This window comes from Pseudomonas sp. BF-R-24 (genome assembly GCF_019947335.1).
Classification (GTDB): domain Bacteria; phylum Pseudomonadota; class Gammaproteobacteria; order Pseudomonadales; family Pseudomonadaceae; genus Aquipseudomonas; species Aquipseudomonas jessenii.
This window is the reverse complement of sequence record NZ_JAGYGG010000006.1, coordinates 42,440-63,953: the sequence shown is the minus strand read 5'-3', so window position 1 is coordinate 63,953 and position 21,514 is coordinate 42,440. Positions and strand designations below refer to the sequence as shown.

Genomic DNA, 21,514 nt, shown 5'->3' with positions numbered 1-21,514 from the left:
ACAAGTAACGAAGCTTTTGATCAATGGCTGTCCTGAGTCACGGCTTCGTCATCTGTATCGGCGAACATGCGCGCCTCGAAACCGACACGGATCACGTCATGCTCCACGCCGAAAACCAGGATCGTCTTTACCTCATCACCCCCAGCGAAGAACAACAAGCCCTCGTCGGCAGCCTCGCCTTCAACGTTCAGGACCGCCACTGGCTGGTGTATTGCGCACTCGGTGGCCACCAGCATGCGGATTTGCCGGAGGCGGATTTGCTGACGGGCGTGAGCGTGCTGGATTTTTACTCGCAAGCCGCCTGAAACCGATCTGTAGGAGCGAGCTTGCTCACGATGGACTTGAGAACGCCGCGGGGTATCAGATTCCCCGCGTAATCGTTAACGACCATCGCGAGCAGGCTCGCTCCTGCAGTGGGCTCGCATTACTCGCCGAGAACCTGCCCCACAGTCGGGTCCTTGAACAGGCGGGTCAAGGCATCACTGAGCACATCGCTGACCAGCTTGGTGTTGGTTTCCTGGTTCGGCGCCATACCGAAGCGCTGGTCCAGGGAAGCACCATAACGGCCGCTGTAGCGACGGTTGGCGTTCTGCACATCCGAGCGGAAGGTCGCGCCGATGGTCGCTTCGGTCACGTACATGCCTTCTTTAGGCGACTGATACTTCAGCTCGGCCAGGGTCACGGTGATTTGCGGTGCGTTCGCCGCATTGGCGGTCGGGGTGAAACCCAACAGGCGCACGGCAGCTTCGGCCTGAGCCTGCAGTTTCGGCAGGATCTGCGCGCCTTGTACGGTAATCGCGCTGGTCTCCGGGTACAGGCCACCACGGGTGCCGAGGGTTGGCGACGGACGTCCGTCCACCACACGCACCACAACAGGCTGACCGTGGCCGACGGGCGCCAGTTGAGCCGTCAACTTGGGTTCCGGGCTCAGTTGTTGCGGGCTGTGGGCGCAGCCAACCAGGGTCAAACTGGTCACAGTGATCAAACCGAACAACAGGCGTTGCAACATGCTCTTCTCTCCAGAATCAGGCACAAACAGGCCGGCAGTATAGCGGTGCGCCACTGCGGGTAACCAGCACCTCACAGTGTTTGATGAAATCTCTGACAAGCCCTTGGCAACGCGGTTCCTGTCATGCAGATGTCACCCCCCATACACTTGCACGTAATGGCCTGCAGGCAATCTTCTCGGCAGACACCCAAACGGTATATCGCCATGCGCCATCTGATCTCCCTGTTCGCGCCACGCCCACTGCATCGCTGCTTCGCCCTGCTCGACCGCAACGGCCGCTGCCAGGCCTTCAAACAGTGCAGCCTCCAGCCCATGGGCGATGGCTGGGTTGAAATCGAAGAGATCCGCCTGAACTGGCTGAATCAGCCGCTGCCTGCCGGTGCTCGCGTCGTTTCGCAGCAGCACCGGCCACGCTCGCGTGCACAGCAAATGATGACGACCTGACCAAACACCTAATAAAAGTCATTAAACACGACCATTTCCCTGCGTTTCTTAGATACAATCTCCCCCCGATTATAAGGACGTCTCCTGATCGGGCCTCGCAGCATCGTCAATGCGCTTGTATTGACACCCCCGCACCGCCCACAGAGAGCCGCCCACACAGATCGAGTGAAGCTGGCGCGCTTGCTGTTTTGTTGAGCAAAACCTCCACTTTTCGCGAATCTGCAGAGCTGTCATTACGCTCGGTCACTGAGCTGTTTGCCCGTTTTGCCTGCCCTGTATCCCATGGCGGCAATCCATCCGGGCACGGTGCCAGGCTGGGACAGCCCTTTTTGAGGTTCACGTCTTCAAAAGAGCGTGAAAAAAACGGGTTTTCACAACTTCACAAGAGTGTGGCGAGCAAATGAATAGTTTTGCGTCTGAACATGCACCATTAGCGTCTACAACAGCCCAACGACACAGGACCGAGTATTCCTCGAACACCGGAGCCTGAAGCCTGTCCGCTACGGATTTGGTTGCACAAACGGATGTATCGACCATAAGTCGAATTGCCTCCCGCGCGCTGAAATGAGTTCATATGGCTCATTAGGCCTGGCAGGTAGCGTCCGTCGAAGTTGCGATAAATTGCGAAGATTCGGACATGGCGATCCTGCCATGGGTACCTGGGGCAACACTGACACGCCCCGTCACTCCTGGCAGCCATGCCGACAATTTGGTGCTGCAGATTTTGGAGACGCGTTAAATGGCGCATAACGAAGCAGTCGACGTAGTACTGGTTGGGGCCGGCATCATGAGTGCCACCCTTGCAGTACTGCTCAAAGAGCTCGACCCCGCGATCAAGCTGGAAGTCGTCGAGCTGATGGATTCCGGTGCCGCGGAGAGTTCCAACCCGTGGAACAACGCCGGTACCGGTCACGCCGGGCTGTGTGAGCTCAACTACACGCCGCAGGCCGCCGATGGCGCCGTCGACATCAAGAAAGCCGTGCACATCAACACCCAGTTCGAGGTGTCGAAGCAATTCTGGTCGTACCTGACCAAAAAAGGCACGTTCGGCTCGTGCAAATCGTTTATCAGCCCGGTGCCACACCTGAGTTTCGTGCAGGGCGACAGCGGCGTGTCCTTCCTCAAGGAACGCTTCAAGGTGCTGAGCAAGCACCACGCCTTCGCCGACATGGAGTACACCGAAGACAAGGCCAAAATGGCCGAGTGGATGCCGCTGATGATGCCTGGTCGCGATCCTGGCGAAACCCTCGCCGCGACCCGCGTGATCAATGGCACCGACGTCAACTTCGGCGCCCTGACCAACCAGTTGCTCAAGCACCTGACCAGCGCACCCGATGCCCAGGTCAAGTACTGCAAGCGCGTGACCGGCCTCAAGCGCAGCAACGGCGGCTGGACTGTCAGCATCAAGGACGTCAACAGCGGCAACACCCGTGAAGTCGACGCCAAGTTCGTTTTCCTCGGCGCGGGCGGTGCGGCATTGCCGCTGCTGCAGGCCTCGGGCATCGAAGAGAGCAAAGGCTTCGGCGGCTTCCCGATCAGCGGCCAATGGCTGCGTTGCGACAACCCGGAAGTGGTCAAGCACCACCAGGCCAAGGTCTACAGCCAGGCTGCCGTGGGTTCGCCACCAATGTCCGTGCCGCACCTGGACACCCGCGTCGTTGAAGGCAAGAAATCCCTGCTGTTCGGACCGTACGCCGGCTTCACCACCAAGTTCCTCAAGCACGGCTCCTTCATGGACCTGCCGATGTCGGTTCGCGCCGGCAACATCGGGCCGATGCTGTCCGTGGCAAAAAACAACATGGACCTGACCAAGTACCTGGTCAGCGAAGTGATGCAGTCGATGGAGCAGCGCCTGGAGTCCCTGCGTCGCTTCTACCCTGAGGCGAAAGCTGAAGACTGGCGCCTGGAAGTGGCCGGTCAACGGGTGCAGATCATCAAGAAAGACCCGAAGAAAGGCGGCATCCTGCAATTCGGTACCGAACTGGTCGCGGCCAAGGACGGTTCCCTGGCGGCACTGCTCGGCGCTTCGCCAGGTGCCTCGGTGACCGTTTCGATCATGCTTGAGCTGATCGAAAAATGCTTCCCGGGCAAAGCCAAGGGCGAATGGGCCACCAAACTGGCCGAAATTTTCCCGGCCCGGGAAAAGGTCCTGGAAACCGACGCTGCGCTGTATCGCAAGATCAACACGCAGAACAACGTTGCCCTGGAACTGGTTGAAGCCAGCAGCGAGACCGAAAGCTACGCTTGATTCGGCCTTAAAAAAAACGCCCCGTTCTCACTGAGAGCGGGGCGTTTTTTTATGGCTGAAATTTACTCAGCTGCGAGCTTTTTCGATCAGTTCAATGTAGTCCGGCGCGTTGCGCTGATCCTTGATCAGGGCGACGAAGTCATTGCCGTGCTCATCCTTGCCATTCAGGTCGTAACCCGCTTCGACGAAGAACGTCAGGAAACGCTCGAAATCGTCGATGCGCAGGCCACGGTAGGCCTTGACCAGTTTGTGCAGGGACGGAGAAGTCGCGTCGACCGGTTCGAAATCGAGGAACAACTTGATCTGCTCATCGCCGATCTCGTCACCAATCACTTGTTTTTTATCTTTACGCATTGCCGACTCCAGCTCGCAGACATTTCACGGGGCGGGCAGTTTACCCCTGCGCGAGCTCAAGGCTCAACGCGCACGAGTGCTGCCGGTGTGCAGATCGGCCCAGACATGGCCATTGGCGTAGCTGAGAAACTGGCAATACACCGTGTCGTTGCGCAACAAGTCGATCACTACCCGGTATTGAGCGAGCGGGTAATAGAGGGTCAGGGTTTTGCTCTTATCGTCGTAGACCGGCTTCTTCAGGCTTTTGCTTTCACCATCGAAGTTGACCAGCACCTGACTGATGGTGGCGCCCTTGTTCAGGGATTTGCCCTTGAGCCGAATCATCAGCGGCGAAGTGACCGGAATCGGCTGTTGATTGGATTGACGCTGAGCGCCGACCACCACCGAATAATCGGTGACCTGCATCAGTTGCTGCTGCTCGGGATCGGCATCGCGCAGCGTGAGATCGTCCGGCGGCAGGAATTGGCTGTGCATGAGCGCCGGCGCGGCGGCCAGTGGCAGGCTGAGGGTCAGCAACAGGGCGGCGCAGCAGCGGATCGAACGGCTCATGACAGGCTCCGGAATCGGGGCCGAACACTCTAGCATGAGCAAACGGACGTGGTTCAAATGCACAGAAGCCACTGTGGGAGCGAGCTTGCTCGCGATGACGTCGGCACATCCAGCATCAATGCGTCAGTGACATCGCCATCGCGAGCAAGCTGGCTCCTACAGGGTGCAAAATCAATCAGTCGAACTGCGCGCGCATCCAGGCCTGATACTCGGCAACACCCGGCTCGCCTTCGCGCGGCGCCCAATGCGCCAGTTCACCCTCACCGACCGGGCGGTAAGGACCGGCCTTGCATTCGAACATCAGGCTGTCGGCCTCCAGCACCACCAAACCGTGGAACACACCGGTTGGCAGGTCCACGCCGACACAGTCCCCACCGGCCTGCAGCACGGTCTTGCTCAACACCGCACCGGCCTCGTCAAAGATCAACACACCCAGCCGCCCCTTGAGGACCAACAGGGTTTCGGCCTTGTTGTCGCCCAAATGCCGATGAGGCGGGATATACGTGGACGGCTGCAGCCCCACCGCCATGCGATGACAGGCGTCTTCCATCTGATGGAAATTGTGGTGCTGGCGCCCACGAGGATTGGCCGCGGCTTTTCCGGCCAGTTCGGCGAACAAGGTCTGATCCAGAAAGCGAGGCGTATCCATGTCTTACATTCCTTTAACGGCGAAAATCCCGTTGGCGTTACGCCAGTAACCTTTGTAGTCCATGCCATAACCGAAGATGTAGCGGTCAATGCACGGCAAACCGACGAAATCGGCCTTGAGGTCCGGGCGGGCCTTGCGGTCGTGGTCTTTGTCGATCAGCACGGCGGTGTGCACTTTGCGGGCACCGGCGTGCTTGCAGAAGTCGATGATCGCGCCCAGGGTGTGACCTTCGTCGAGGATGTCGTCGATGATCAGTACGTCACGGTCGATGAAAGAAACTTCCGGCTTGGCTTTCCAGAACAGATCGCCGCCGCTGGTTTCGTTGCGATAACGGGTGGCGTGCAGGTAGGACGCTTCCAGCGGGAAGTGCAGATAGGTCAGCAGCTTGCCGGAGAAAATCAGCCCGCCGTTCATCACGCAGAACACCACTGGGTTGGAATCCGCCAGTTGATCGTTAATTTGTGCACCGACGCGGGCGATGGCCGCCTCGACTTCAGCTTCGGTGTACAGGCAGTCAGCCTCTCGCATGATTTGACGGATATGCTCGAGATCAGCAGACATGGTGCTCTCCAAAGGGGTGGCGGAATCAGGAAAAGCGGGCAAAGGTACGCATCAAGCGAGGCCAGATCAAGCGTTTGTGGACTAACGTACTGTATGTCTATAGGACAACACCCTCGGATAGATTAATCTAGGCCGGTTTTTTTGCCCGCCGCCGGAGCCTTTCCCCATGCCCATCCATGAGATCCGCCACCCGCTGATCCGTCATAAACTTGGCCTTATGCGCCGCGCAGACATCAGCACCAAGAATTTCCGTGAGCTCGCTCAGGAAGTCGGCGCGCTGCTGACCTATGAAGCCACCAAAGACCTGCCGCTGGAATCCTACGATATCGAAGGCTGGTGCGGCACAGTGTCGGTCGAGAAAATCGCCGGCAAGAAGATAACCGTCGTACCGATCCTGCGCGCCGGCATCGGCATGCTTGAGGGCGTGCTCAGCCTGATCCCGGGCGCCAAGGTCAGCGCCGTGGGCGTTGCCCGCAACGAAGAAACCCTGCAGGCCCACACCTACCTGGAAAAACTGGTTCCGGAAATCGACGAACGCCTGGCGATGATCATCGACCCGATGCTCGCTACCGGCAGCTCCATGGTTGCCACCATCGACCTGCTGAAAAAGGCCGGCTGCCGGGACATCCGCGCCATGGTGCTGGTTGCCGCCCCGGAAGGCATCGCCGCTGTAGAAAAAGCTCACCCGGACGTGATCATCTACACCGCTTCCATTGATCAAAAACTGAACGAACACGGCTACATCATCCCAGGGCTGGGCGATGCCGGTGACAAGATCTTCGGCACCAAGCAGAAGGACGCGTGACCATGCAGCAAGAGTTCAACGATCCGCTCTGGCGCACGGTGCTGTCGGGTGCACAGATGCTGTTCGTGGCCTTCGGCGCCCTGGTGTTGATGCCGCTGATTACCGGTCTCGACCCGAACGTGGCGCTGTTCACGGCCGGCCTGGGAACGATCCTGTTCCAGATCGTCACCGGGCGTCAGGTGCCGGTGTTCCTGGCATCGAGCTTTGCCTTCATCACCCCGATCATTCTCGCCAAGGGCCAGTTCGGCCTGGCCGCGACCATGGGCGGCGTGATGGCGGCAGGTTTCGTCTACACCTTCCTCGGTCTCGCGGTGAAGATCAAAGGCACCGGCTTCATCGACCGCTTGCTGCCGCCAGTGGTGATCGGGCCGGTGATCATTTCGATCGGCCTGGCCATGGCGCCGATTGCAGCCAACATGGCCATGGGCAAGGCCGGCGACGGCAGTGAGTTGATTCATTACCAGACGGCAATGATGATTTCGATGCCCGCTCTGCTGACCACACTGATCGTCGCGGTTTTCGGCAAGGGCATCTTTCGCCTGGTGCCGATCATCTCCGGCGTGCTGGTGGGTTTTGGCATGGCGTTCTACTTCGGAGTGGTCGACACCGCGAAGATTGCGGCGGCACCGTGGTTCGCCATCCCGCACTTCACCGCACCGGAATTCAACTGGCAGGCGATTCTGTTCATCGTTCCGGTGGCCCTGGCCCCGGCCATCGAACACATCGGCGGCGTGATTGCCGTGGGTAGCGTGACCGGTCGCGATTACCTGAAGAAACCCGGCCTGCACCGCACCCTGCTCGGCGACGGCATCGCCACCACGGCGGCCGGTCTGTTCGGCGGCCCGCCCAACACCACCTACGCCGAAGTGACCGGCGCAGTCATGCTGACCAAGAACTACAACCCGAAAATCATGACCTGGGCGGCGATCTTCGCCATCAGCCTGGCGTTCATCGGTAAATTCGGCGCACTGCTGCAAAGCATTCCGGTGCCGGTGATGGGCGGGATTCTGTGCCTGTTGTTCGGTTCGATTGCGGCGGTGGGGATGAATACGCTGATCCGCCACAAGATCGATCTGGGCGAGGCGCGCAATCTGGTGATTGTTTCGGTGACCCTGGTATTCGGGATCGGCGGCGTGCTGATCGGCACCGGCACCGGGCCGGACGATTTCGGCCTCAAGGGTATCGCGCTGTGCGCGGTGGTGGCGATCGGTTTGAACCTGATCCTGCCGGGCAATGACAGCTGGAAGCACAAGAAGGCGAATGAGCCGCTGATCTGACAGCTTGAGATATTTGTAGTCTGCCAGACAGCTATCGCGAGCAAGCTCGCTCCCACAATTTGGAATGCATTTCCCTGTGGGAGCGGGCTTGCTCGCGAAGCTTTTAAAGCGCCAACGGCGCCCTTTCGCACAACGCACTCAACGCCTTCGCCCAATGCGGGTCATCGTTGAGGCACGGCACCAACACCAGATCCTCTCCCCCTGCTGCGCGGAATTGCTCCTTGCCGCGATCACCGATCTCTTCCAGGGTCTCGATGCAATCGGCTACGAACGCCGGGCACATCACCAGAATCTTTTTCACGCCGCTTTTGGCCAACTCATCGAGGCGCGCTTCGGTGTAGGGTTCGATCCATTTAGCGCGCCCCAGCCGCGACTGAAACGACACCGACCACTTGCCCTCCGGCAATCCCATGCGCTTGGCAAACTCTGCCGCCGTACGCAGGCACTGGCCGCGATAACAGGTGGCGACCACCTCCGGTGGCGCCCCGGCGCAGCAATCACCGCCACCCTCGAAGCTGTGACCGGGGTTGAGTTTCTTCAGATGCCGTTCCGGCAAGCCATGAAAACTCATCAGCAAATGATCGAAATCCTGCTGCAAATGCGGCCGGGTCGTGGCCACCAGCGCATCGAGGTATTCCGGTTGGTCGTAGAACGGCTGGAGTACCGACAACTGCACGTCGAGGTTTTTCTCGCGTACCACGCGCCTGGCCTCTTCTATGACCGTAGTCGTGGTGCTGTCGGCGAACTGTGGATAAAGCGGCGCCAGGGTGATTCGCTTGTGCCCCGCCGCGACCAGGCGCACCAGCGTCGATTCGATCGACGGCTCGCCGTAACGCATCGCCAATTCGACCGGGCCGTGTTGCCACTGACTGGTCATCGCTTGTTGCAGGCGACGGCTGAGCACCACCAGCGGCGAGCCCTCGTCCCACCAGATCGAGGCATAAGCATGGGCCGACTGCTCGGGACGCTTGATCAGGATCAGCGACACCAGCAGCCGTCGAACCGGCCATGGCAGGTCGATCACGTACGGGTCCATCAGAAATTGATTGAGGTAGCTGCGCACATCCGCCACCGAGGTGGAGGCAGGTGAACCCAGGTTGACCAGAAGCAACGCGTGATCGGTCATGCAACGTCCTATTTCAAAGGCGACTGGACAGATCGTCCAAAGCCGCGCGCAAATCCGTGAACTTAAAAGTGAAACCAGCCTGTAACAAACGCACTGGAGTGGCGCGCTGGCCGCCCAGCAACAACGAAGACAATTCGCCCAGGCCTACTTTCAAGGCAAGGGTCGGCATCGGCATGAACGCCGGGCGATGCAGCACGCTACCCAGTGTTTTGGCAAACTCGCGATTACGCACGGGTTCGGGCGCGCACGCATTATAGGGACCGCTGGCCTCGTTGCGATGCAGAAGAAAATCAATCAGGGCGATTTGATCGTCGATATGAATCCACGGCATCCACTGCCGGCCGTTGCCGATCGGCCCTCCCAGGCCCAGTTTGAACGGCAGTAACAGCCGCGACAAAAAGCCGCCCTCTGCCGACAGCACCAACCCGGTTCGAATAAGGATGACGCGAATGCCCAGCACCTCAGCTCGCTGTGCGGTCTCTTCCCAGGCGACACATAACTGACTGGCAAAATCATCGATGACCGGTGGCGACTCTTCGGTCAACTCACGTTCGCCACCATCGCCATACCAACCGATTGCAGAACCGGAGATCAGCACCTGCGGTTTCTGTGCGCGGCTTTCAAGCCAGGCCAGAAGGGTTTCGGTCAGCGTGATGCGGCTACTCCACAACAGGGCTTTGCGTTTGTGCGTCCAGAGTCGGTCGGCAATCGGTGCCCCGGCAAGATTGATAATCGCATCGACAGGTTCTTGCCCCAGATCCTCCAGACGTGCAACTCCACGCACTTGGGCACCACATATTTTCGCGACATTTTCAGGTTGGCGACTCCAGACCGTCAGGCGATATCCCTGACCCGACCAGTGCCGGCAAAGCTGACGTCCTATCAAACCAGTACCGCCGGTCAGCAATATGTGCATGACTTCTTCCTCGCGTGGCGTTTTACCTTGTCCATTAGTCTATTTTTATAAGCAGGGATCTTTGGTATCGAGCAGGCTCTATGTTTAACAATAGGCCAAGCTGTCAGATCGAGAACGCTAAAAGTTATACCAAAAAACAATATTGTACAGGTTTGAACCCCGGCGTAGTCTGTACAGAAAGGTAAACGAGGCCCCTATGACTGTACCTATCGCAATCATTGGCACCGGCATTGCCGGACTCTCCGCCGCCCAGGCCCTGACGGACCTCGGGCACGTGGTCCAACTGTTCGATAAAAGTCGCGGCAGCGGCGGGCGCATGTCGAGCAAGCGCAGCGATGCGGGTGCCCTGGACATGGGCGCGCAGTATTTCACTGCCCGCGACCGGCGTTTTGTCAACGAAGTCCAGCGCTGGCAAGCCAAGGGCTGGGTCGCCGAATGGACGCCGCAGCTGTACACCTACCATGGCGGCCAACTCAACCTGTCGCCGGACGAGCAGACCCGCTGGGTCGGCACGCCTCGCATGAGCGCCATCACCCGCGCCCTGCTCGGTGACCTCGAAGTGCATTTCGCCTGTCGGATCACCGAGGTCTATCGCGGTGAAGAACACTGGCACCTGCAGGACGCCGAAGGCTTCACCCACGGACCGTTCAGCCATGTGGTCATCGCCACGCCGGCCCCACAGGCCACGGCTCTGCTGGCATCGGCGCCGAAACTCGCCGGGGCCGCCGCCGGGGTGAAAATGGACCCGACCTGGGCCATCGCCCTGGCCTTCGAAACGCCGCTGGAAACGCCCATGGAAGGCTGCTTCGTACAGGACAGCCCCCTCGACTGGCTGGCCCGAAACCGCAGTAAACCCGGACGCGACAACACCCTCGACACATGGGTCTTGCATGCCACCAGCGCCTGGAGTCGCCAGCACATCGACCTGTCCAAGGAAGCGGTGATCGAACAGTTGCACGGCGCATTTGCCGAACTGCTGCACGATTCAATGCCCGCGCCGAGCTTCAGCCTCGCCCACCGCTGGCTCTACGCCCGCCCCGCCAGCAGTCACGAATGGGGCACCCTGGCCGATGCCGACCTGGGGCTGTACGCCTGTGGCGACTGGTGCCTGTCCGGACGCGTCGAAGGGGCCTGGCTCAGCGGTCAGGAGGCCGCCCGCCGCTTGCATGAGCACCTGCAGTAAAGAGCATCAATCCGAGCAAATCGCTGCTGTCGCCCTGACAGCAGCCCGTCAAAAACCTATACAAATAATTTGACTTGTACAACTTCGAATCTATGATGAAGTTATCTTGTACAGACCCAAATGTTTGTACAGGTTTAGATTCGAGGTGCTCCGATGCTCCACTCCCCCGCCAAACCGAAAATCGCCATCAGCGCCTGCCTGATGGGGCTCGACGTACGCTACAACGGCGGACACAAGGAATCGCGGTTGTGCAGCCGCACCCTCACTGACTACTTCGATTTCATCCCGGTCTGCCCGGAAGTGGCCATCGGCCTGGGCGTACCCCGCCAACCGATTCGGCTGGTGGGCAGTGCAGATCAACCCGAAGCCGTGGGCACCCTCGATCACAACCTTAACGTGACACAACCGCTGGCCACCTACGGCCGGGACATGGCAGCGCATCTGGGGGATATTTGCGGCTACATCTTCATGCAAAATTCCCCGTCCTGCGGCCTGGAGCGAGTCAAGGTCTACCACGCCAGCGGCGCACGGGCGGACAATGGCGGGCGCGGGATCTACGCCCGGGCTTTCTGCCTGCGGCACCCGGACTTGCCGGTGGAGGAAGACGGCCGGCTCAACGATCCGGTGCTGAGGGAAAACTTCCTCACCCGGGTGTTCGCCTACAGCGCCTGGCAGCAGCTACGCCAAGAGGGCATGACCCGGCGCGGTCTCACGGACTTTCATTCGCGCTACAAATATCTGCTGATGGCCCACAACCCGGTGCAATACAAAACCCTGGGCAACCTGCTGGGCAACATGGGCAATACCGATCCGCAGGAACTGGGCCCCCGCTATTTCAGCGAACTGATGGCGGCGCTGAAAAAATGCGCCACACGTCGCACTCACACCAACGTCCTGCAACACCTCAGTGGCTACCTGAAACAGGCCATCAGCGGCGAAGACAAGCGGGAAGTGCAGCACGTGATCAGCCAGTACCGTCTGGGCATCGTGCCGCTGGTGGTGCCGCTGACACTGCTCAAACATCACTTTCGCCAACACCCCGATCCGTACATCGCGCAGCAGGTTTACCTGCAACCGCACCCGGAAAACCTCAGCCTGCGAAACGCCATTTGATGAAAAAAGCACTCGACACCAGCGCCCGCGAAGACCTCGGCGATGACTTTAAAAAGGCGCTGGACGAAGGCTGGCTGCCGATCCGTGAGGTGGCGCGGCAAACCGGAGTCAATGCCGTGACCTTGCGTGCCTGGGAGCGGCGCTACGGTCTGATCGTGCCGCTACGCACGCCCAAGGGCCATCGGTTGTTCTCGGCCGACCACGTACAACGCATCCAGACCATCCTCACCTGGCTCAACCGTGGCGTTGCCGTCAGCCAGGTCAAACCATTGCTCGACACGCCACAAGCCTTCAGCGAGTCCGTCGACAACGATTGGCACGCCTTGCTGCAAACGTTGCTGCAGGCCGTCAGCCGATTGCAGGAACGCGCCCTGGATGACAGCGTCAATCAGGCGATGGCGCTGTATCCGCCGCGAACCCTGTGCGAGCAATTGCTGATGCCCTTGCTGGCCGCTCTGGAGCAACGCTGGCAAGGCCAGTTCGGGGCGCAGATGGAGCGGGGCTTTTTTTGTGCCTGGCTGCGCAGCAAGTTCGGAGCGCGCATCTACCATAACAATCGTCAGCTGCGCACCGCGCCGTTGCTGCTGGTCAACCACTCGGACCTGCCCATGGAGCCGCACCTGTGGCTCACGGCCTGGCTGATCAGCAGCGCGGATTGCCCTGTGGAGGTCTTCGATTGGCCATTGCCTGTCGGAGAATTGACATTGGCGGTCGAACTTCTGCAACCCCGAGGGGTTCTACTGTACTCAAGCAAAGCCCTGAATCCGGCGCATCTGCCGAAACTGTTCAAAGGCGTCAGTTGCCCAAAAATGATTGCCGGACCAACGGTCTGCATCCACCACACCGAGTTGTCCGCAAGTACCGCTGTGATCGCTGATCTGTACCTGGCCGAAGATCCGTTGTCGGCACATCAGGCACTGGTTCAGCGCGGGCTGATTTAAATGAATCGCGTGGATACCAAAATGCAATTGATCTGGCTGCGCAGCGACTTGCGCCTACATGACAACACCGCCCTCTCGGCCGCCGCGGCTCGCGGCCCGTGCATGGCGGTGTATCTGCTGAGTCCGGAACAATGGCTGGAACACGACGATGCGCCCTGCAAAGTGGACTTCTGGCTGCGCAACCTGCGCGAGTTGAACCGCGAACTGGGTCAACTGAACATTCCCCTGCTGATCCGCCTGGCGCCTCGCTGGGATGACGCACCCAGCGTATTGCTGAACCTGTGCCGACAGCTGCAGGTCGATGCGTTGCACCTCAACGAGGAATACGGCATCCACGAGTCACATCGCGATGCAGCGGTCGTCCGGACGCTACAGGCTGAAGGGATCGAAGTTCGCCGCTACCTCGATCAATTGCTGTTCAAGCCCGGGAGCGTACTGACCCGCACCGGCACTTACTTTCAGGTCTTCAGCCAGTTCCGCAAAGTCTGCTACGAACGACTGCACCACTCGCTGCCCAGCCTGGTACGCGCGCCGCACAAACAAGCGCCGCTGAACATTGCCAGCGATGCGATCCCCTTGAGTGTCGACGGCTTCGCAACACCCGCTGATAACCTGCGCAACCTGTGGCCGGCGGGCGAAGCCGAAGCCCGGCGTCGCCTCGACAGCTTCAGCGATGTGCAGATCGAGCACTATCAAAGCGAACGGGATTTCCCGGCGAAGCCCGGCACCAGTCAGCTCTCGGCCTATCTCGCCGCCGGAGTGATTTCTGCGCGCCAATGCCTGCACGCGGCCTTGAACAGCAATCAAGGTGAATTCGAAAGCGGCAAGACCGGCGCTGTCACCTGGATCAACGAACTGCTGTGGCGCGAGTTCTACAAACACATCCTGGTAGGCTACCCACGGGTTTCCCGGCACCGCGCGTTTCGTCCGGAAACCGAAGCCCTGGCCTGGCGCAACGCCCCAGAAGAACTGGCCGCCTGGCAACAGGCACGCACCGGCTTGCCGATCATCGACGCCGCCATGCGCCAACTGCTGGCAACCGGCTGGATGCACAACCGCCTGCGCATGGTGGTGGCGATGTTCCTGACCAAAAACCTGCTGATCGACTGGCGCGAAGGCGAACGCTTTTTCATGCGTCACCTGATTGATGGCGACCTGGCGGCGAACAATGGTGGCTGGCAGTGGAGTTCTTCCACCGGCACCGACTCGGCGCCTTATTTCCGGATTTTCAACCCGTTGAGCCAGTCGGAAAAATTCGACCCCGAAGGCGTGTTCATCAAGCAATGGCTGCCGGAACTGGCCGCTCTGAACAAAAAAGACGTGCACAACCCGGCCAATCTCGGCGGCCTTTTCGGTGTTGTGGATTACCCCTCACCGATCGTCGACCTGGGTACTTCCCGTACACGTGCGTTGACGGCATTCAAAAACCTGCCCTCACGGCAATACGCCGCCGTTGGGTCATGAATTACCGCCACCGGGATTACTTCGATGCCGGGGGCTTTGCTTTATGAACATTTACCCGTATTGGGCCGGGCAATCGCCTGGCTGAAAAGGAGATTGGGATGAGTCGGACACTCGCACGACGATACTGGCTGACCGGTGCAAGCAGCGGCATCGGTGCCGCCCTGGCCGAAGAAATCCTGAAAACCGGTGCGCACCTGGCCGTCAGTTCGCGCAACGTGGCCCCCCTGAAAGACTTGTCGCTACGTTATCCGGGGCAAGTGCTGGTGGTTCCCGGAGACCTGACCAACAGCCAGACCGTACGCGAGATCGGCGAGCAGATTGCCCAGGACTGGGGCTCGCTGGACACCGTGATACTGAACGCCGGCACCTGCGAGTACGTGGATGCCAAGCAGTTCGATGCGTCGATTGTCGAGCATGTGGTGCGCACTAACCTGTTGGCCAGCAGCTATTGCATCGACGCCGCCCTGCCATTGCTGCGTGCCGGCACCGCACCGCATATGGTGGCCATGGCCAGTACGGTGACCTACCTGCCGCTGCCCAAGGCAGAAGCCTACGGCACCTCGAAGGCCGGGCTACGTTACCTGTTCGAATCCCTGCGCATCGACCTGGCCCCGGAAGGCATAGAACTCACGGTAATCAGCCCCGGGTTCGTCGATACGCCGCTGACGGCAAAAAACGACTCGCCCATGGCCTTGAGCTGGCCGGTGGAGAAAGCCGCGCGGCACATCTTCGAAAAACTCAAGGACCGCCCGTTGGAAATCGCTTTCCCGGCAGCGTTCATGGCCGCCCTCTGGCCACTCTCCAAGCGGCCGGACCAAGTAAAACTGGAGATCGGCAAACGCATGGTGCGCAGCCAGCCGCCGATCAAGGATCAACCCTGACAGTCGTCATCAATGGCGGCGGTGTCTCGGACGCTCCGATATTTGAGCGTCCGTCAGACCTTTCACACAGTACCCGGTGACTGCCTTACACTGCGCGCCATGAAAACCATCCCCCATACGCAAATCGCGGAACCCGCGGTCACCTGCTCGACCTGCGCAGCCTGCTGCTGCCAGCTCGAAGTCATGCTGATCACAGATACGGGTGTGCCTGAACGCTTCATCGATACCGATGACTGGGGCGGGGAAGTGATGTTGCGCCTGGATGACGGTTGGTGTGCCGCGCTGGATCGCAATACGATGATGTGCACGATCTACGAAAAACGCCCGCTGATCTGCCGGGAGTTCGAGATGGGCGCTCCGGAGTGCATCGACGAACGCCAGGGGATTTCAACGGCGTATCGCTAGTTTGAAGTTGTCCCAATACCAATGTGGGAGCGGGCTTGCTCGCGAAAGCGTCAGGTCAGTCGATTACAGTGTCGACTGATCCACTGCTTTCGTGAGCAAGCCCGCTCCCACATTTAGTACAGCGTTGCTGTCTTACAACGGCATCGTGTAATGCAATGCGTAACTTTCTACACCATCGTTCGGAGTGGTGATCCCGGCGTTGGAATAGTGCGTCGCACGAACCCCGACTTCATGTCCGCCGGCAAAGCGCAAACCGAAACCAAAGCGGTCTTCGAACTGAAAGGCGCTGCCCAGATCGTTGCTTTCGACTTCGGTGCTGGCAAACGCCGCCACGCCAATCCCAAACTCGATGTAGGGTTTGACGTTCTGGCCGGCAAATTCATAAACAAGCACGGGTGAGAACGACAGGCTGTGGTTACTGGATTTCTCGTCACCTTCCCAATAGGTATAGGCGCCGTCCCAGTAACCGGTCAGACGACCAACGTCGCTCTGCCACCAGCTCTGGTCCCAATCGAATTGCATCCCCAATCGATAGGTCATGGTCGACTCGCCGGTTTGCCCCACGGCAAATTCCACACCTGCCGCCTGCGCGGTAAAAGTGTGCCCCAAAAGTGCGGTCGCAATCGCGGCCAAGCAGAATAGTCGCTTCACTTGAAACTTCCTTTTCCGAACGATTTCGTATGGTTTTTTTGTTACCAAGCCCTGCAAAACTATAGAAGTCAGCGATTTATCAGAAGTTTACCCCGACTCTTCGTATCCCCCCGGACAGCCATCTACCTGTTGAAGCTTCGCACAACACCAGAGGTATTCCACAGTATCGGCAAGATATTTCTGAAATGAAGCGGATCGGCGCTGGTCCAGAACTGTGCCTCACGGGAAGGTCCCTGGGCGAGCAGCTCGCCTTCGGCCAGCAGACGCTGAAGTTGTCGCGCGACGGCGGCGCCGGTGTCGATCAGGCTGATGTCCTCGGGGATCATCTGCCGCAGCATCGGCTTGAGAAAGGGGTAATGGGTACAGCCGAGAATCAGAGTGTCCGCGCCGGCAGCCAGCAGTGGCTCGACATACCCGGCCAACAGCTGGCGCAACTCGGGGCTGCGCAGGTCGCCGTTTTCAATCAGCTCCACAAGCCCTGGACAGGGCTGGGTGATCACTTTCACATCCGTGGCGAAGCGGTCGAGCAACGCGGCGAACTTGGCGCTCTGCAAAGTGCCTGTGGTGGCCAGCACCCCTACCACGCCGGAACGGGTTGCGGCGGCGGCCGGCTTGACTGCCGGCTCCATGCCAACGATGGGCCATTCCGGATAGTCGCGACGCAGGTCGGCGACCCCGGCAACCGTCGCCGTGTTGCACGCCAGCACCAAAGCCTTGGCGCCCTGTTGCCGAAAGAAGTCGGCCATCACGCTGCAACGTTGCTGGATAAATTCCGGGGATTTTTCGCCGTAGGGAACATTCCCGCAGTCGGCGACGTACAACAGCGACTCATTGGGCAGCAAACGCTGGATCTCGGCCAGTACCGAGAGCCCACCGACACCGGAGTCGAAAACGCCGATCGGCGCTTCACGCATGTTTCGACCCACAGACGCTGCAGCCCGGATCGCGCTTGACCCGCAGTTCACGGAAGCGCGTGCCCAAGGCATCGATCAACAACAGGCGCCCCACCAGCGGCTCGCCGAATCCGGCCAGCAACTTCAACGCTTCAAGCGCTTGCAGACTGCCGACCAGCCCCACCAGCGGACCGACCACGCCGGCCTCGCTACAGGTCAATTCGGCTTCGCTGCCGTGCCCGTATAAACAGTGGTAGCACGGACTCTCCGGTCGACGCGGATCGAACACCGACAGCTGCCCTTCGAGGCGAATCGCCGCGCCGCTGACCAGCGGTTTGCCGGCCGCCACGCAAGCGGCGTTGACCGCTTCACGGGTGGAAAAATTGTCAGAACAATCGAGGACCAGATCCACCCTGGCCACTACGGCGGCCAGGGAGTCTTCGTCCAGCGCCGCACGATGGGCGATCAGTTGAATCTCGGGGTTGATCGCCGTCAGGCGCTTGATTGCCGAATCGACCTTGGTCATGCCGACGCTGTCGGTGTCGTGAATGATCTGGCGTTGCAGGTTGGTCAGGTCGACCGTATCGAAGTCCGCCAGGTGCAACTCACCAACGCCGGCGGCCGCCAGATACAGCGCCACTGGCGCGCCAAGGCCGCCAAGACCGACGATCAATACGCGGCTTTCCTTGAGCCGCAACTGGCCGTCGATATCGATGTGTTGCAGCAGAATCTGCCGGCTGTAGCGCAACAATTCCTGATCATTCAGCACGGCAGGCGCCCCAGACTGATGCGTTGATGACCGCCCAGATCGGTGCGGCTGTGGACTTCTTCAAAACCCCGGGTCAGCAGCAAATCGCGAACCGCCTCGGCCTGATCATAGCCGTGTTCGAGCATCAGCCAACCGCCGGCGTCCAGATGGTCCGGTGCCTGGGCAACGATCAAGCGCAGATCGTCGAGCCCGTCGACACCCGCCACCAGGGCGCTGGCCGGTTCAAAGCGCACATCGCCCTCGACCAGATGCGGATCGGCCGCTGCGATGTAGGGCGGATTGCTGATGATCAGTTGAAAACGCTGACCTTCCAGGGCGCTGAACCAATGGCTGTTCAGCACGGTGGCGTTGTCCAGGTGCAGGCGCTGGCGATTGCGTTCGGCCAGGGCCACGGCTTCCAGGACACGATCCACGGCAGTGACGCTCCAGGCCGGACGCTCGCTGGCCAGGGCCAGGGCAATCGCGCCGCTGCCCGTGCCAAGGTCGAGTACCTTGGCCGGTGTGGCCGGCAACAGTTCCAGCGCGGCTTCCACCAGCAGTTCGGTGTCGGGGCGCGGGATCAGCGTGTGCGGTGCCACTTCCAGGTCCAGCTTCCAGAAACCCTGCTGGCCGAGGATATAGGCCACCGGCTCGCCGCTGCGGCGACGCTGCAAATACTCGGCGAACGTCAGCGCCGCTTCGCTCGGCACGATGCGCTCCGGCCAGGTATGCAGGAAACTGCGGGACTTGCCCAAGGCCGCCGCCAGCAGCAGTTCGGCATCCAGACGCGCCGTCGGCGAGTCGGGCAAATCGGCGGCGCGCAACAAACTGGCAATGATCGTCATTTACTCACCTATCGCTGCCAGTTGATCGGCCTGGTACTCGGCCAGCAACGGCTCGATCACCGCCTCGACGCCGCCGGCGAGGATCTCGTCGAGGGAATACAAGGTCAGGTTGACCCGATGATCGGTGACCCGGCCCTGGGCAAAATTATAGGTGCGGATACGCTCTGAGCGGTCGCCGGAACCGACCAGCAACTTGCGCTCGCTGGCGATGGCGTTGGCCGCGGCGGAGGTCTGCTGATCGTTCAGCTTGGCCGACAACCAGGACATCGCCCGGGCGCGGTTCTTGTGCTGTGAACGTTCTTCCTGGCACTCGACCACAATACCGGATGGCAAGTGCGTGATACGGATCGCCGAGTCGGTCTTGTTGACGTGCTGTCCACCGGCGCCGGAGGAGCGATAGGTATCGATGCGCAGATCGGCCGGGTTGATCTCGATGGCTTCCTGTTCGTCCGGCTCGGGCAATACCGCCACGGTGCAGGCCGACGTGTGAATGCGGCCTTGGGATTCGGTCGCCGGAACCCGCTGCACGCGGTGCGCGCCGGATTCGAACTTCAGCTTGCCGTAGACGTTGTCGCCCTCGACCCGGGCAATCACCTCTTTATAGCCGCCGTGTTCACCCTCATTCTCCGAAAGGATCTCCACCCGCCAGCCACGACGCTCGGCGTAACGCGAATACATGCGGAACAGGTCGCCGGAGAAAATCGCCGCTTCGTCACCACCGGTACCGGCACGGATCTCGAGGAACACGTTGCGGCCGTCGTTCGGGTCCTTGGGCAGCAGCATGCGCTGCAGGTCGGCTTCGAGCGTGACCAGGCGTTCCTTGGCCTCGCGGACTTCTTCCACGGCCATTTCCCGCATGTCCGGGTCGCTGTCCTTGAGCAGTGCCTGGGCGCCTTCGAGGTCGTCCTGCACTTTCAGCAGTTCTTTATAGGCGCCCACGATCGGTTCAACTTCCGCGTACTCCTTGGAATAGGTGCGGAACTTGTTCTGATCGGAAATGACCTCGCCATCGCCCAACAGGGCGGTCAATTCCTCGAAACGGTCCTGGAGGATATCCAGCTTATTGAGCAGTGACGCTTTCATTGCGGTTTTTTATCCGAAAAGCTATCCGATGAGCCCTCACCGAGGGCAAAGAGTTCCTGGGCCATCGCCAGCGCATCCAGGCGACCTTCGGCAGAGAGCTTTTTCAACTGCACGCTCGGTGCGTGCAACAGTTTGTTGGTCAGCCCGCGGGCCAGTTGCACCAGCACCTCTTCGGCACTGGTGCCGTTGGCCAGCATGCGCTGGGCCTTTTGCAATTCTTCATCGCGCAGGCGTTCGCTCTGTTGACGATAGGCCTTGAGCACGTCCACCGCCGCCAATTCGCGCAGGCGGATCATGAAGTCTTCGGCACCGATCGAGACCATCTCTTCGGCGGCCTGGGCTGCGCCCTGGCGGCTCTTGAGGTTCTCGGCAACCACTTCGTGGAGGTCGTCGACGCTATAGAGGTAAACGTCGTCCAGTTCGCCGACTTCTGGCTCGATGTCGCGGGGAACAGCGATATCCACCATGAAGATCGGTTTGTGCTTGCGCAGTTTCAAGGCGCTTTCCACCGCACCCTTGCCCAGAATCGGCAACTGGCTGGCGGTGGAACTGATGACGATATCGCTGCGCACCAGCTCTGCCGGAATATCCGACAGCAGCACCGCATGGGCACCGAACTGTTCGGCCAGGATGCTCGCGCGCTCCAGGGTGCGGTTGGCGACCACGATGCGCTTTACACCCAGGTCATGCAGATGGCGGGCGACCAGGGTGATGGTCTCGCCGGCGCCGATCAACAAGGCCTGGCTGCGTTGCAGGTCGCTGAAAATCTGCTTGGCCAGGCTTACCGCGGCAAACGCTACCGACACCGGGTTCTCGCCGATGGCCGTGTCGGTGCGCACCTGCTTGGCCGCATTGAACGTGGCCTGGAACAGCCTACCGAGCAACGGCCCGATGGTGCCGGCCTCGCGGGCCACGGCATAGGCCGATTTCATCTGGCCAAGAATCTGCGGTTCGCCCAACACCAGCGAGTCGAGCCCGGAAGCCACCCGCATCATGTGACGAACTGCCGCATCATCTTCATGCACATAGGCGCTTTCGCGCAGCTCGTCGTAGCTCAAATGATGATATTCGGCCAGCCAGCGCAGCACGACGTCCGCCGACAGGTGATCCTGTTCTATATAGAGTTCACTGCGATTGCAGGTGGAGAGGATCGCAGCTTCGCGGCTGTCGGTGAGTCGGCAGAGCTGCTGCAAGGCCTCAACCAGCTGCTCAGGGGTAAAAGCCACGCGCTCGCGGACGTCTACTGAAGCAGTCTTGTGGTTAATACCGAGTGCAAGGAAGGCCATTCAAAGTCGCTGATGGTGACGTGAAGCCGGCAATTGTCCTACTTCGACGGAATCAGAACAACTACTCGATATCTATCGCCCCT

24 protein-coding genes and 1 pseudogene are annotated in these 21,514 nt (G+C 60.1%); 12 read left to right on the top strand and 13 right to left on the bottom strand.

Annotation, left to right across the window (positions count from 1 at the left end):
• The first annotated feature begins 98 nt into the window (after positions 1-98).
• Positions 99-305, top strand: a complete 207-nt coding sequence (locus tag KGA98_RS06845) for a hypothetical protein (RefSeq protein ID WP_033052291.1) — start codon at positions 99-101, stop codon at positions 303-305.
• A 119-nt stretch (positions 306-424) separates the two neighbouring features.
• On the opposite strand, the gene KGA98_RS06840 is transcribed toward KGA98_RS06845, so the two are convergent.
• On the bottom strand, positions 425-1,009 hold the full coding sequence (locus KGA98_RS06840) for a YajG family lipoprotein (protein WP_057713333.1): 585 nt from the start codon (positions 1,007-1,009) through the stop codon (positions 425-427).
• Positions 1,010-1,213: 204 nt separating this feature from the next.
• On the opposite strand from KGA98_RS06840, the gene KGA98_RS06835 reads away from it, so the two are divergent.
• Positions 1,214-1,453 carry a hypothetical protein gene (locus tag KGA98_RS06835; protein ID WP_057713332.1) on the top strand — a complete coding sequence of 80 codons (240 nt, stop codon included), beginning with the start codon at positions 1,214-1,216 and terminating at the stop codon, positions 1,451-1,453.
• A 739-nt stretch (positions 1,454-2,192) separates the two neighbouring features.
• On the top strand, positions 2,193-3,701 hold the full coding sequence (mqo, locus tag KGA98_RS06830) for a malate dehydrogenase (quinone) (protein ID WP_154860509.1): 1,509 nt from the start codon (positions 2,193-2,195) through the stop codon (positions 3,699-3,701).
• A gap of 66 nt (positions 3,702-3,767) precedes the next feature.
• Here mqo and KGA98_RS06825 read toward each other — a convergent pair whose 3' ends face one another.
• The 4 genes from KGA98_RS06825 to KGA98_RS06810 all read right to left on the bottom strand — a co-directional run bounded on the left by KGA98_RS06825 (position 3,768) and on the right by KGA98_RS06810 (position 5,814).
• Positions 3,768-4,055 (bottom strand): PA4642 family protein, encoded by a 288-nt coding sequence (locus KGA98_RS06825; RefSeq protein ID WP_223501907.1) that lies wholly within the window; start codon positions 4,053-4,055, stop codon positions 3,768-3,770.
• 63 nt (positions 4,056-4,118) lie between these two features.
• The gene (locus KGA98_RS06820; protein WP_223501906.1) at positions 4,119-4,604 is read right to left on the bottom strand and encodes a hypothetical protein; all 486 of its coding nucleotides are present in this window, start codon (positions 4,602-4,604) and stop codon (positions 4,119-4,121) included.
• A 175-nt stretch (positions 4,605-4,779) separates the two neighbouring features.
• The gene (locus KGA98_RS06815; RefSeq protein WP_057713329.1) at positions 4,780-5,253 is read right to left on the bottom strand and encodes a WbuC family cupin fold metalloprotein; all 474 of its coding nucleotides are present in this window, start codon (positions 5,251-5,253) and stop codon (positions 4,780-4,782) included.
• Between the two features lie 3 nt (positions 5,254-5,256).
• Positions 5,257-5,814 (bottom strand): hypoxanthine-guanine phosphoribosyltransferase, encoded by a 558-nt coding sequence (locus tag KGA98_RS06810; RefSeq protein ID WP_008045996.1) that lies wholly within the window; start codon positions 5,812-5,814, stop codon positions 5,257-5,259.
• 166 nt (positions 5,815-5,980) lie between these two features.
• On the opposite strand from KGA98_RS06810, the gene upp reads away from it, so the two are divergent.
• Together upp and KGA98_RS06800 are read left to right on the top strand one after the other, a co-directional pair.
• A complete protein-coding gene (upp, locus tag KGA98_RS06805; RefSeq protein ID WP_053159679.1) occupies positions 5,981-6,619 on the top strand; it encodes a uracil phosphoribosyltransferase in 639 nt (212 codons plus the stop codon).
• 2 nt (positions 6,620-6,621) lie between these two features.
• Positions 6,622-7,896 (top strand): uracil-xanthine permease family protein, encoded by a 1,275-nt coding sequence (locus tag KGA98_RS06800; RefSeq protein WP_057713328.1) that lies wholly within the window; start codon positions 6,622-6,624, stop codon positions 7,894-7,896.
• A 103-nt stretch (positions 7,897-7,999) separates the two neighbouring features.
• Here KGA98_RS06800 and hemH read toward each other — a convergent pair whose 3' ends face one another.
• Positions 8,000-9,022, bottom strand: coding sequence for a ferrochelatase (gene hemH / locus KGA98_RS06795; protein WP_154860512.1), 1,023 nt, complete (start codon positions 9,020-9,022; stop codon positions 8,000-8,002).
• 13 nt (positions 9,023-9,035) lie between these two features.
• A complete protein-coding gene (locus KGA98_RS06790) occupies positions 9,036-9,938 on the bottom strand; it encodes a TIGR01777 family oxidoreductase (RefSeq protein ID WP_223501905.1) in 903 nt (300 codons plus the stop codon).
• Positions 9,939-10,134: 196 nt separating this feature from the next.
• On the opposite strand from KGA98_RS06790, the gene KGA98_RS06785 reads away from it, so the two are divergent.
• The 7 genes and pseudogenes from KGA98_RS06785 to KGA98_RS06755 all read left to right on the top strand — a co-directional run bounded on the left by KGA98_RS06785 (position 10,135) and on the right by KGA98_RS06755 (position 15,925).
• Positions 10,135-11,121, top strand: a complete 987-nt coding sequence (locus KGA98_RS06785; protein WP_057713325.1) for an NAD(P)/FAD-dependent oxidoreductase — start codon at positions 10,135-10,137, stop codon at positions 11,119-11,121.
• Positions 11,122-11,274: 153 nt separating this feature from the next.
• Positions 11,275-12,234, top strand: coding sequence for a YbgA family protein (locus tag KGA98_RS06780; RefSeq protein WP_223501904.1), 960 nt, complete (start codon positions 11,275-11,277; stop codon positions 12,232-12,234).
• Positions 12,234-13,175, top strand: coding sequence for a MerR family transcriptional regulator (locus KGA98_RS06775; protein ID WP_223501903.1), 942 nt, complete (start codon positions 12,234-12,236; stop codon positions 13,173-13,175). Before KGA98_RS06780 ends, KGA98_RS06775 begins: the two co-directional genes overlap by 1 nt.
• A gap of 21 nt (positions 13,176-13,196) precedes the next feature.
• On the top strand, positions 13,197-14,639 hold the full coding sequence (gene phrB / locus KGA98_RS06770; RefSeq protein ID WP_223501902.1) for a deoxyribodipyrimidine photo-lyase: 1,443 nt from the start codon (positions 13,197-13,199) through the stop codon (positions 14,637-14,639).
• Positions 14,640-14,641: 2 nt separating this feature from the next.
• Positions 14,642-14,741, top strand: a pseudogene (locus tag KGA98_RS06765) (nuclear transport factor 2 family protein); the annotation flags it as partial.
• Positions 14,738-15,520 carry an SDR family NAD(P)-dependent oxidoreductase gene (locus KGA98_RS06760; RefSeq protein ID WP_223501901.1) on the top strand — a complete coding sequence of 261 codons (783 nt, stop codon included), beginning with the start codon at positions 14,738-14,740 and terminating at the stop codon, positions 15,518-15,520. The pseudogene KGA98_RS06765 and the gene KGA98_RS06760, both read left to right, overlap by 4 nt.
• A gap of 99 nt (positions 15,521-15,619) precedes the next feature.
• Positions 15,620-15,925: a YkgJ family cysteine cluster protein gene (locus KGA98_RS06755; RefSeq protein ID WP_007981864.1), complete on the top strand. Its 306-nt coding sequence runs from the start codon at positions 15,620-15,622 to the stop codon at positions 15,923-15,925.
• Between the two features lie 132 nt (positions 15,926-16,057).
• Here KGA98_RS06755 and KGA98_RS06750 read toward each other — a convergent pair whose 3' ends face one another.
• From KGA98_RS06750 to hemA, 6 genes are all read right to left on the bottom strand, one after another.
• Positions 16,058-16,576, bottom strand: coding sequence for an acyloxyacyl hydrolase (locus tag KGA98_RS06750; RefSeq protein ID WP_057713321.1), 519 nt, complete (start codon positions 16,574-16,576; stop codon positions 16,058-16,060).
• 122 nt (positions 16,577-16,698) lie between these two features.
• On the bottom strand, positions 16,699-17,490 hold the full coding sequence (gene murI / locus KGA98_RS06745) for a glutamate racemase (protein WP_223501900.1): 792 nt from the start codon (positions 17,488-17,490) through the stop codon (positions 16,699-16,701).
• On the bottom strand, positions 17,483-18,238 hold the full coding sequence (locus KGA98_RS06740) for a molybdopterin-synthase adenylyltransferase MoeB (protein ID WP_223501899.1): 756 nt from the start codon (positions 18,236-18,238) through the stop codon (positions 17,483-17,485). The genes murI and KGA98_RS06740 overlap by 8 nt, the downstream gene beginning before the upstream one ends.
• Entirely contained in the window at positions 18,232-19,062 is an 831-nt protein-coding gene (gene prmC, locus KGA98_RS06735) for a peptide chain release factor N(5)-glutamine methyltransferase (protein WP_223501898.1), read from the bottom strand. Before prmC ends, KGA98_RS06740 begins: the two co-directional genes overlap by 7 nt.
• Positions 19,063-20,145, bottom strand: a complete 1,083-nt coding sequence (gene prfA, locus KGA98_RS06730; protein WP_007981853.1) for a peptide chain release factor 1 — start codon at positions 20,143-20,145, stop codon at positions 19,063-19,065. It abuts the gene before it with no gap.
• The gene (gene hemA, locus KGA98_RS06725) at positions 20,142-21,431 is read right to left on the bottom strand and encodes a glutamyl-tRNA reductase (protein ID WP_057713317.1); all 1,290 of its coding nucleotides are present in this window, start codon (positions 21,429-21,431) and stop codon (positions 20,142-20,144) included. Before hemA ends, prfA begins: the two co-directional genes overlap by 4 nt.
• Positions 21,432-21,514: the final 83 nt, after the last annotated feature.

Excerpts from the sequence above, each read along its gene's own strand:
- KGA98_RS06845 (WP_033052291.1), top strand. The coding sequence starts at position 99 with ATGCTCCACGCCGAAAACCAGGATCGTCTTTACCTCATCACCCCCAGC.
- KGA98_RS06840 (WP_057713333.1), bottom strand. The coding sequence starts at position 1,009 with ATGTTGCAACGCCTGTTGTTCGGTTTGATCACTGTGACCAGTTTGACC.
- KGA98_RS06835 (WP_057713332.1), top strand. The coding sequence starts at position 1,214 with ATGCGCCATCTGATCTCCCTGTTCGCGCCACGCCCACTGCATCGCTGC.
- mqo (WP_154860509.1), top strand. The coding sequence starts at position 2,193 with ATGGCGCATAACGAAGCAGTCGACGTAGTACTGGTTGGGGCCGGCATC.
- KGA98_RS06825 (WP_223501907.1), bottom strand. The coding sequence starts at position 4,055 with ATGCGTAAAGATAAAAAACAAGTGATTGGTGACGAGATCGGCGATGAG.
- KGA98_RS06820 (WP_223501906.1), bottom strand. The coding sequence starts at position 4,604 with ATGAGCCGTTCGATCCGCTGCTGCGCCGCCCTGTTGCTGACCCTCAGC.
- KGA98_RS06815 (WP_057713329.1), bottom strand. The coding sequence starts at position 5,253 with ATGGATACGCCTCGCTTTCTGGATCAGACCTTGTTCGCCGAACTGGCC.
- KGA98_RS06810 (WP_008045996.1), bottom strand. The coding sequence starts at position 5,814 with ATGTCTGCTGATCTCGAGCATATCCGTCAAATCATGCGAGAGGCTGAC.
- upp (WP_053159679.1), top strand. The coding sequence starts at position 5,981 with ATGCCCATCCATGAGATCCGCCACCCGCTGATCCGTCATAAACTTGGC.
- KGA98_RS06800 (WP_057713328.1), top strand. The coding sequence starts at position 6,622 with ATGCAGCAAGAGTTCAACGATCCGCTCTGGCGCACGGTGCTGTCGGGT.
- hemH (WP_154860512.1), bottom strand. The coding sequence starts at position 9,022 with ATGACCGATCACGCGTTGCTTCTGGTCAACCTGGGTTCACCTGCCTCC.
- KGA98_RS06790 (WP_223501905.1), bottom strand. The coding sequence starts at position 9,938 with ATGCACATATTGCTGACCGGCGGTACTGGTTTGATAGGACGTCAGCTT.
- KGA98_RS06785 (WP_057713325.1), top strand. The coding sequence starts at position 10,135 with ATGACTGTACCTATCGCAATCATTGGCACCGGCATTGCCGGACTCTCC.
- KGA98_RS06780 (WP_223501904.1), top strand. The coding sequence starts at position 11,275 with ATGCTCCACTCCCCCGCCAAACCGAAAATCGCCATCAGCGCCTGCCTG.
- KGA98_RS06775 (WP_223501903.1), top strand. The coding sequence starts at position 12,234 with ATGAAAAAAGCACTCGACACCAGCGCCCGCGAAGACCTCGGCGATGAC.
- phrB (WP_223501902.1), top strand. The coding sequence starts at position 13,197 with ATGCAATTGATCTGGCTGCGCAGCGACTTGCGCCTACATGACAACACC.
- KGA98_RS06760 (WP_223501901.1), top strand. The coding sequence starts at position 14,738 with ATGAGTCGGACACTCGCACGACGATACTGGCTGACCGGTGCAAGCAGC.
- KGA98_RS06755 (WP_007981864.1), top strand. The coding sequence starts at position 15,620 with ATGAAAACCATCCCCCATACGCAAATCGCGGAACCCGCGGTCACCTGC.
- murI (WP_223501900.1), bottom strand. The coding sequence starts at position 17,490 with ATGCGTGAAGCGCCGATCGGCGTTTTCGACTCCGGTGTCGGTGGGCTC.
- prmC (WP_223501898.1), bottom strand. The coding sequence starts at position 19,062 with ATGACGATCATTGCCAGTTTGTTGCGCGCCGCCGATTTGCCCGACTCG.
- prfA (WP_007981853.1), bottom strand. The coding sequence starts at position 20,145 with ATGAAAGCGTCACTGCTCAATAAGCTGGATATCCTCCAGGACCGTTTC.
- hemA (WP_057713317.1), bottom strand. The coding sequence starts at position 21,431 with ATGGCCTTCCTTGCACTCGGTATTAACCACAAGACTGCTTCAGTAGAC.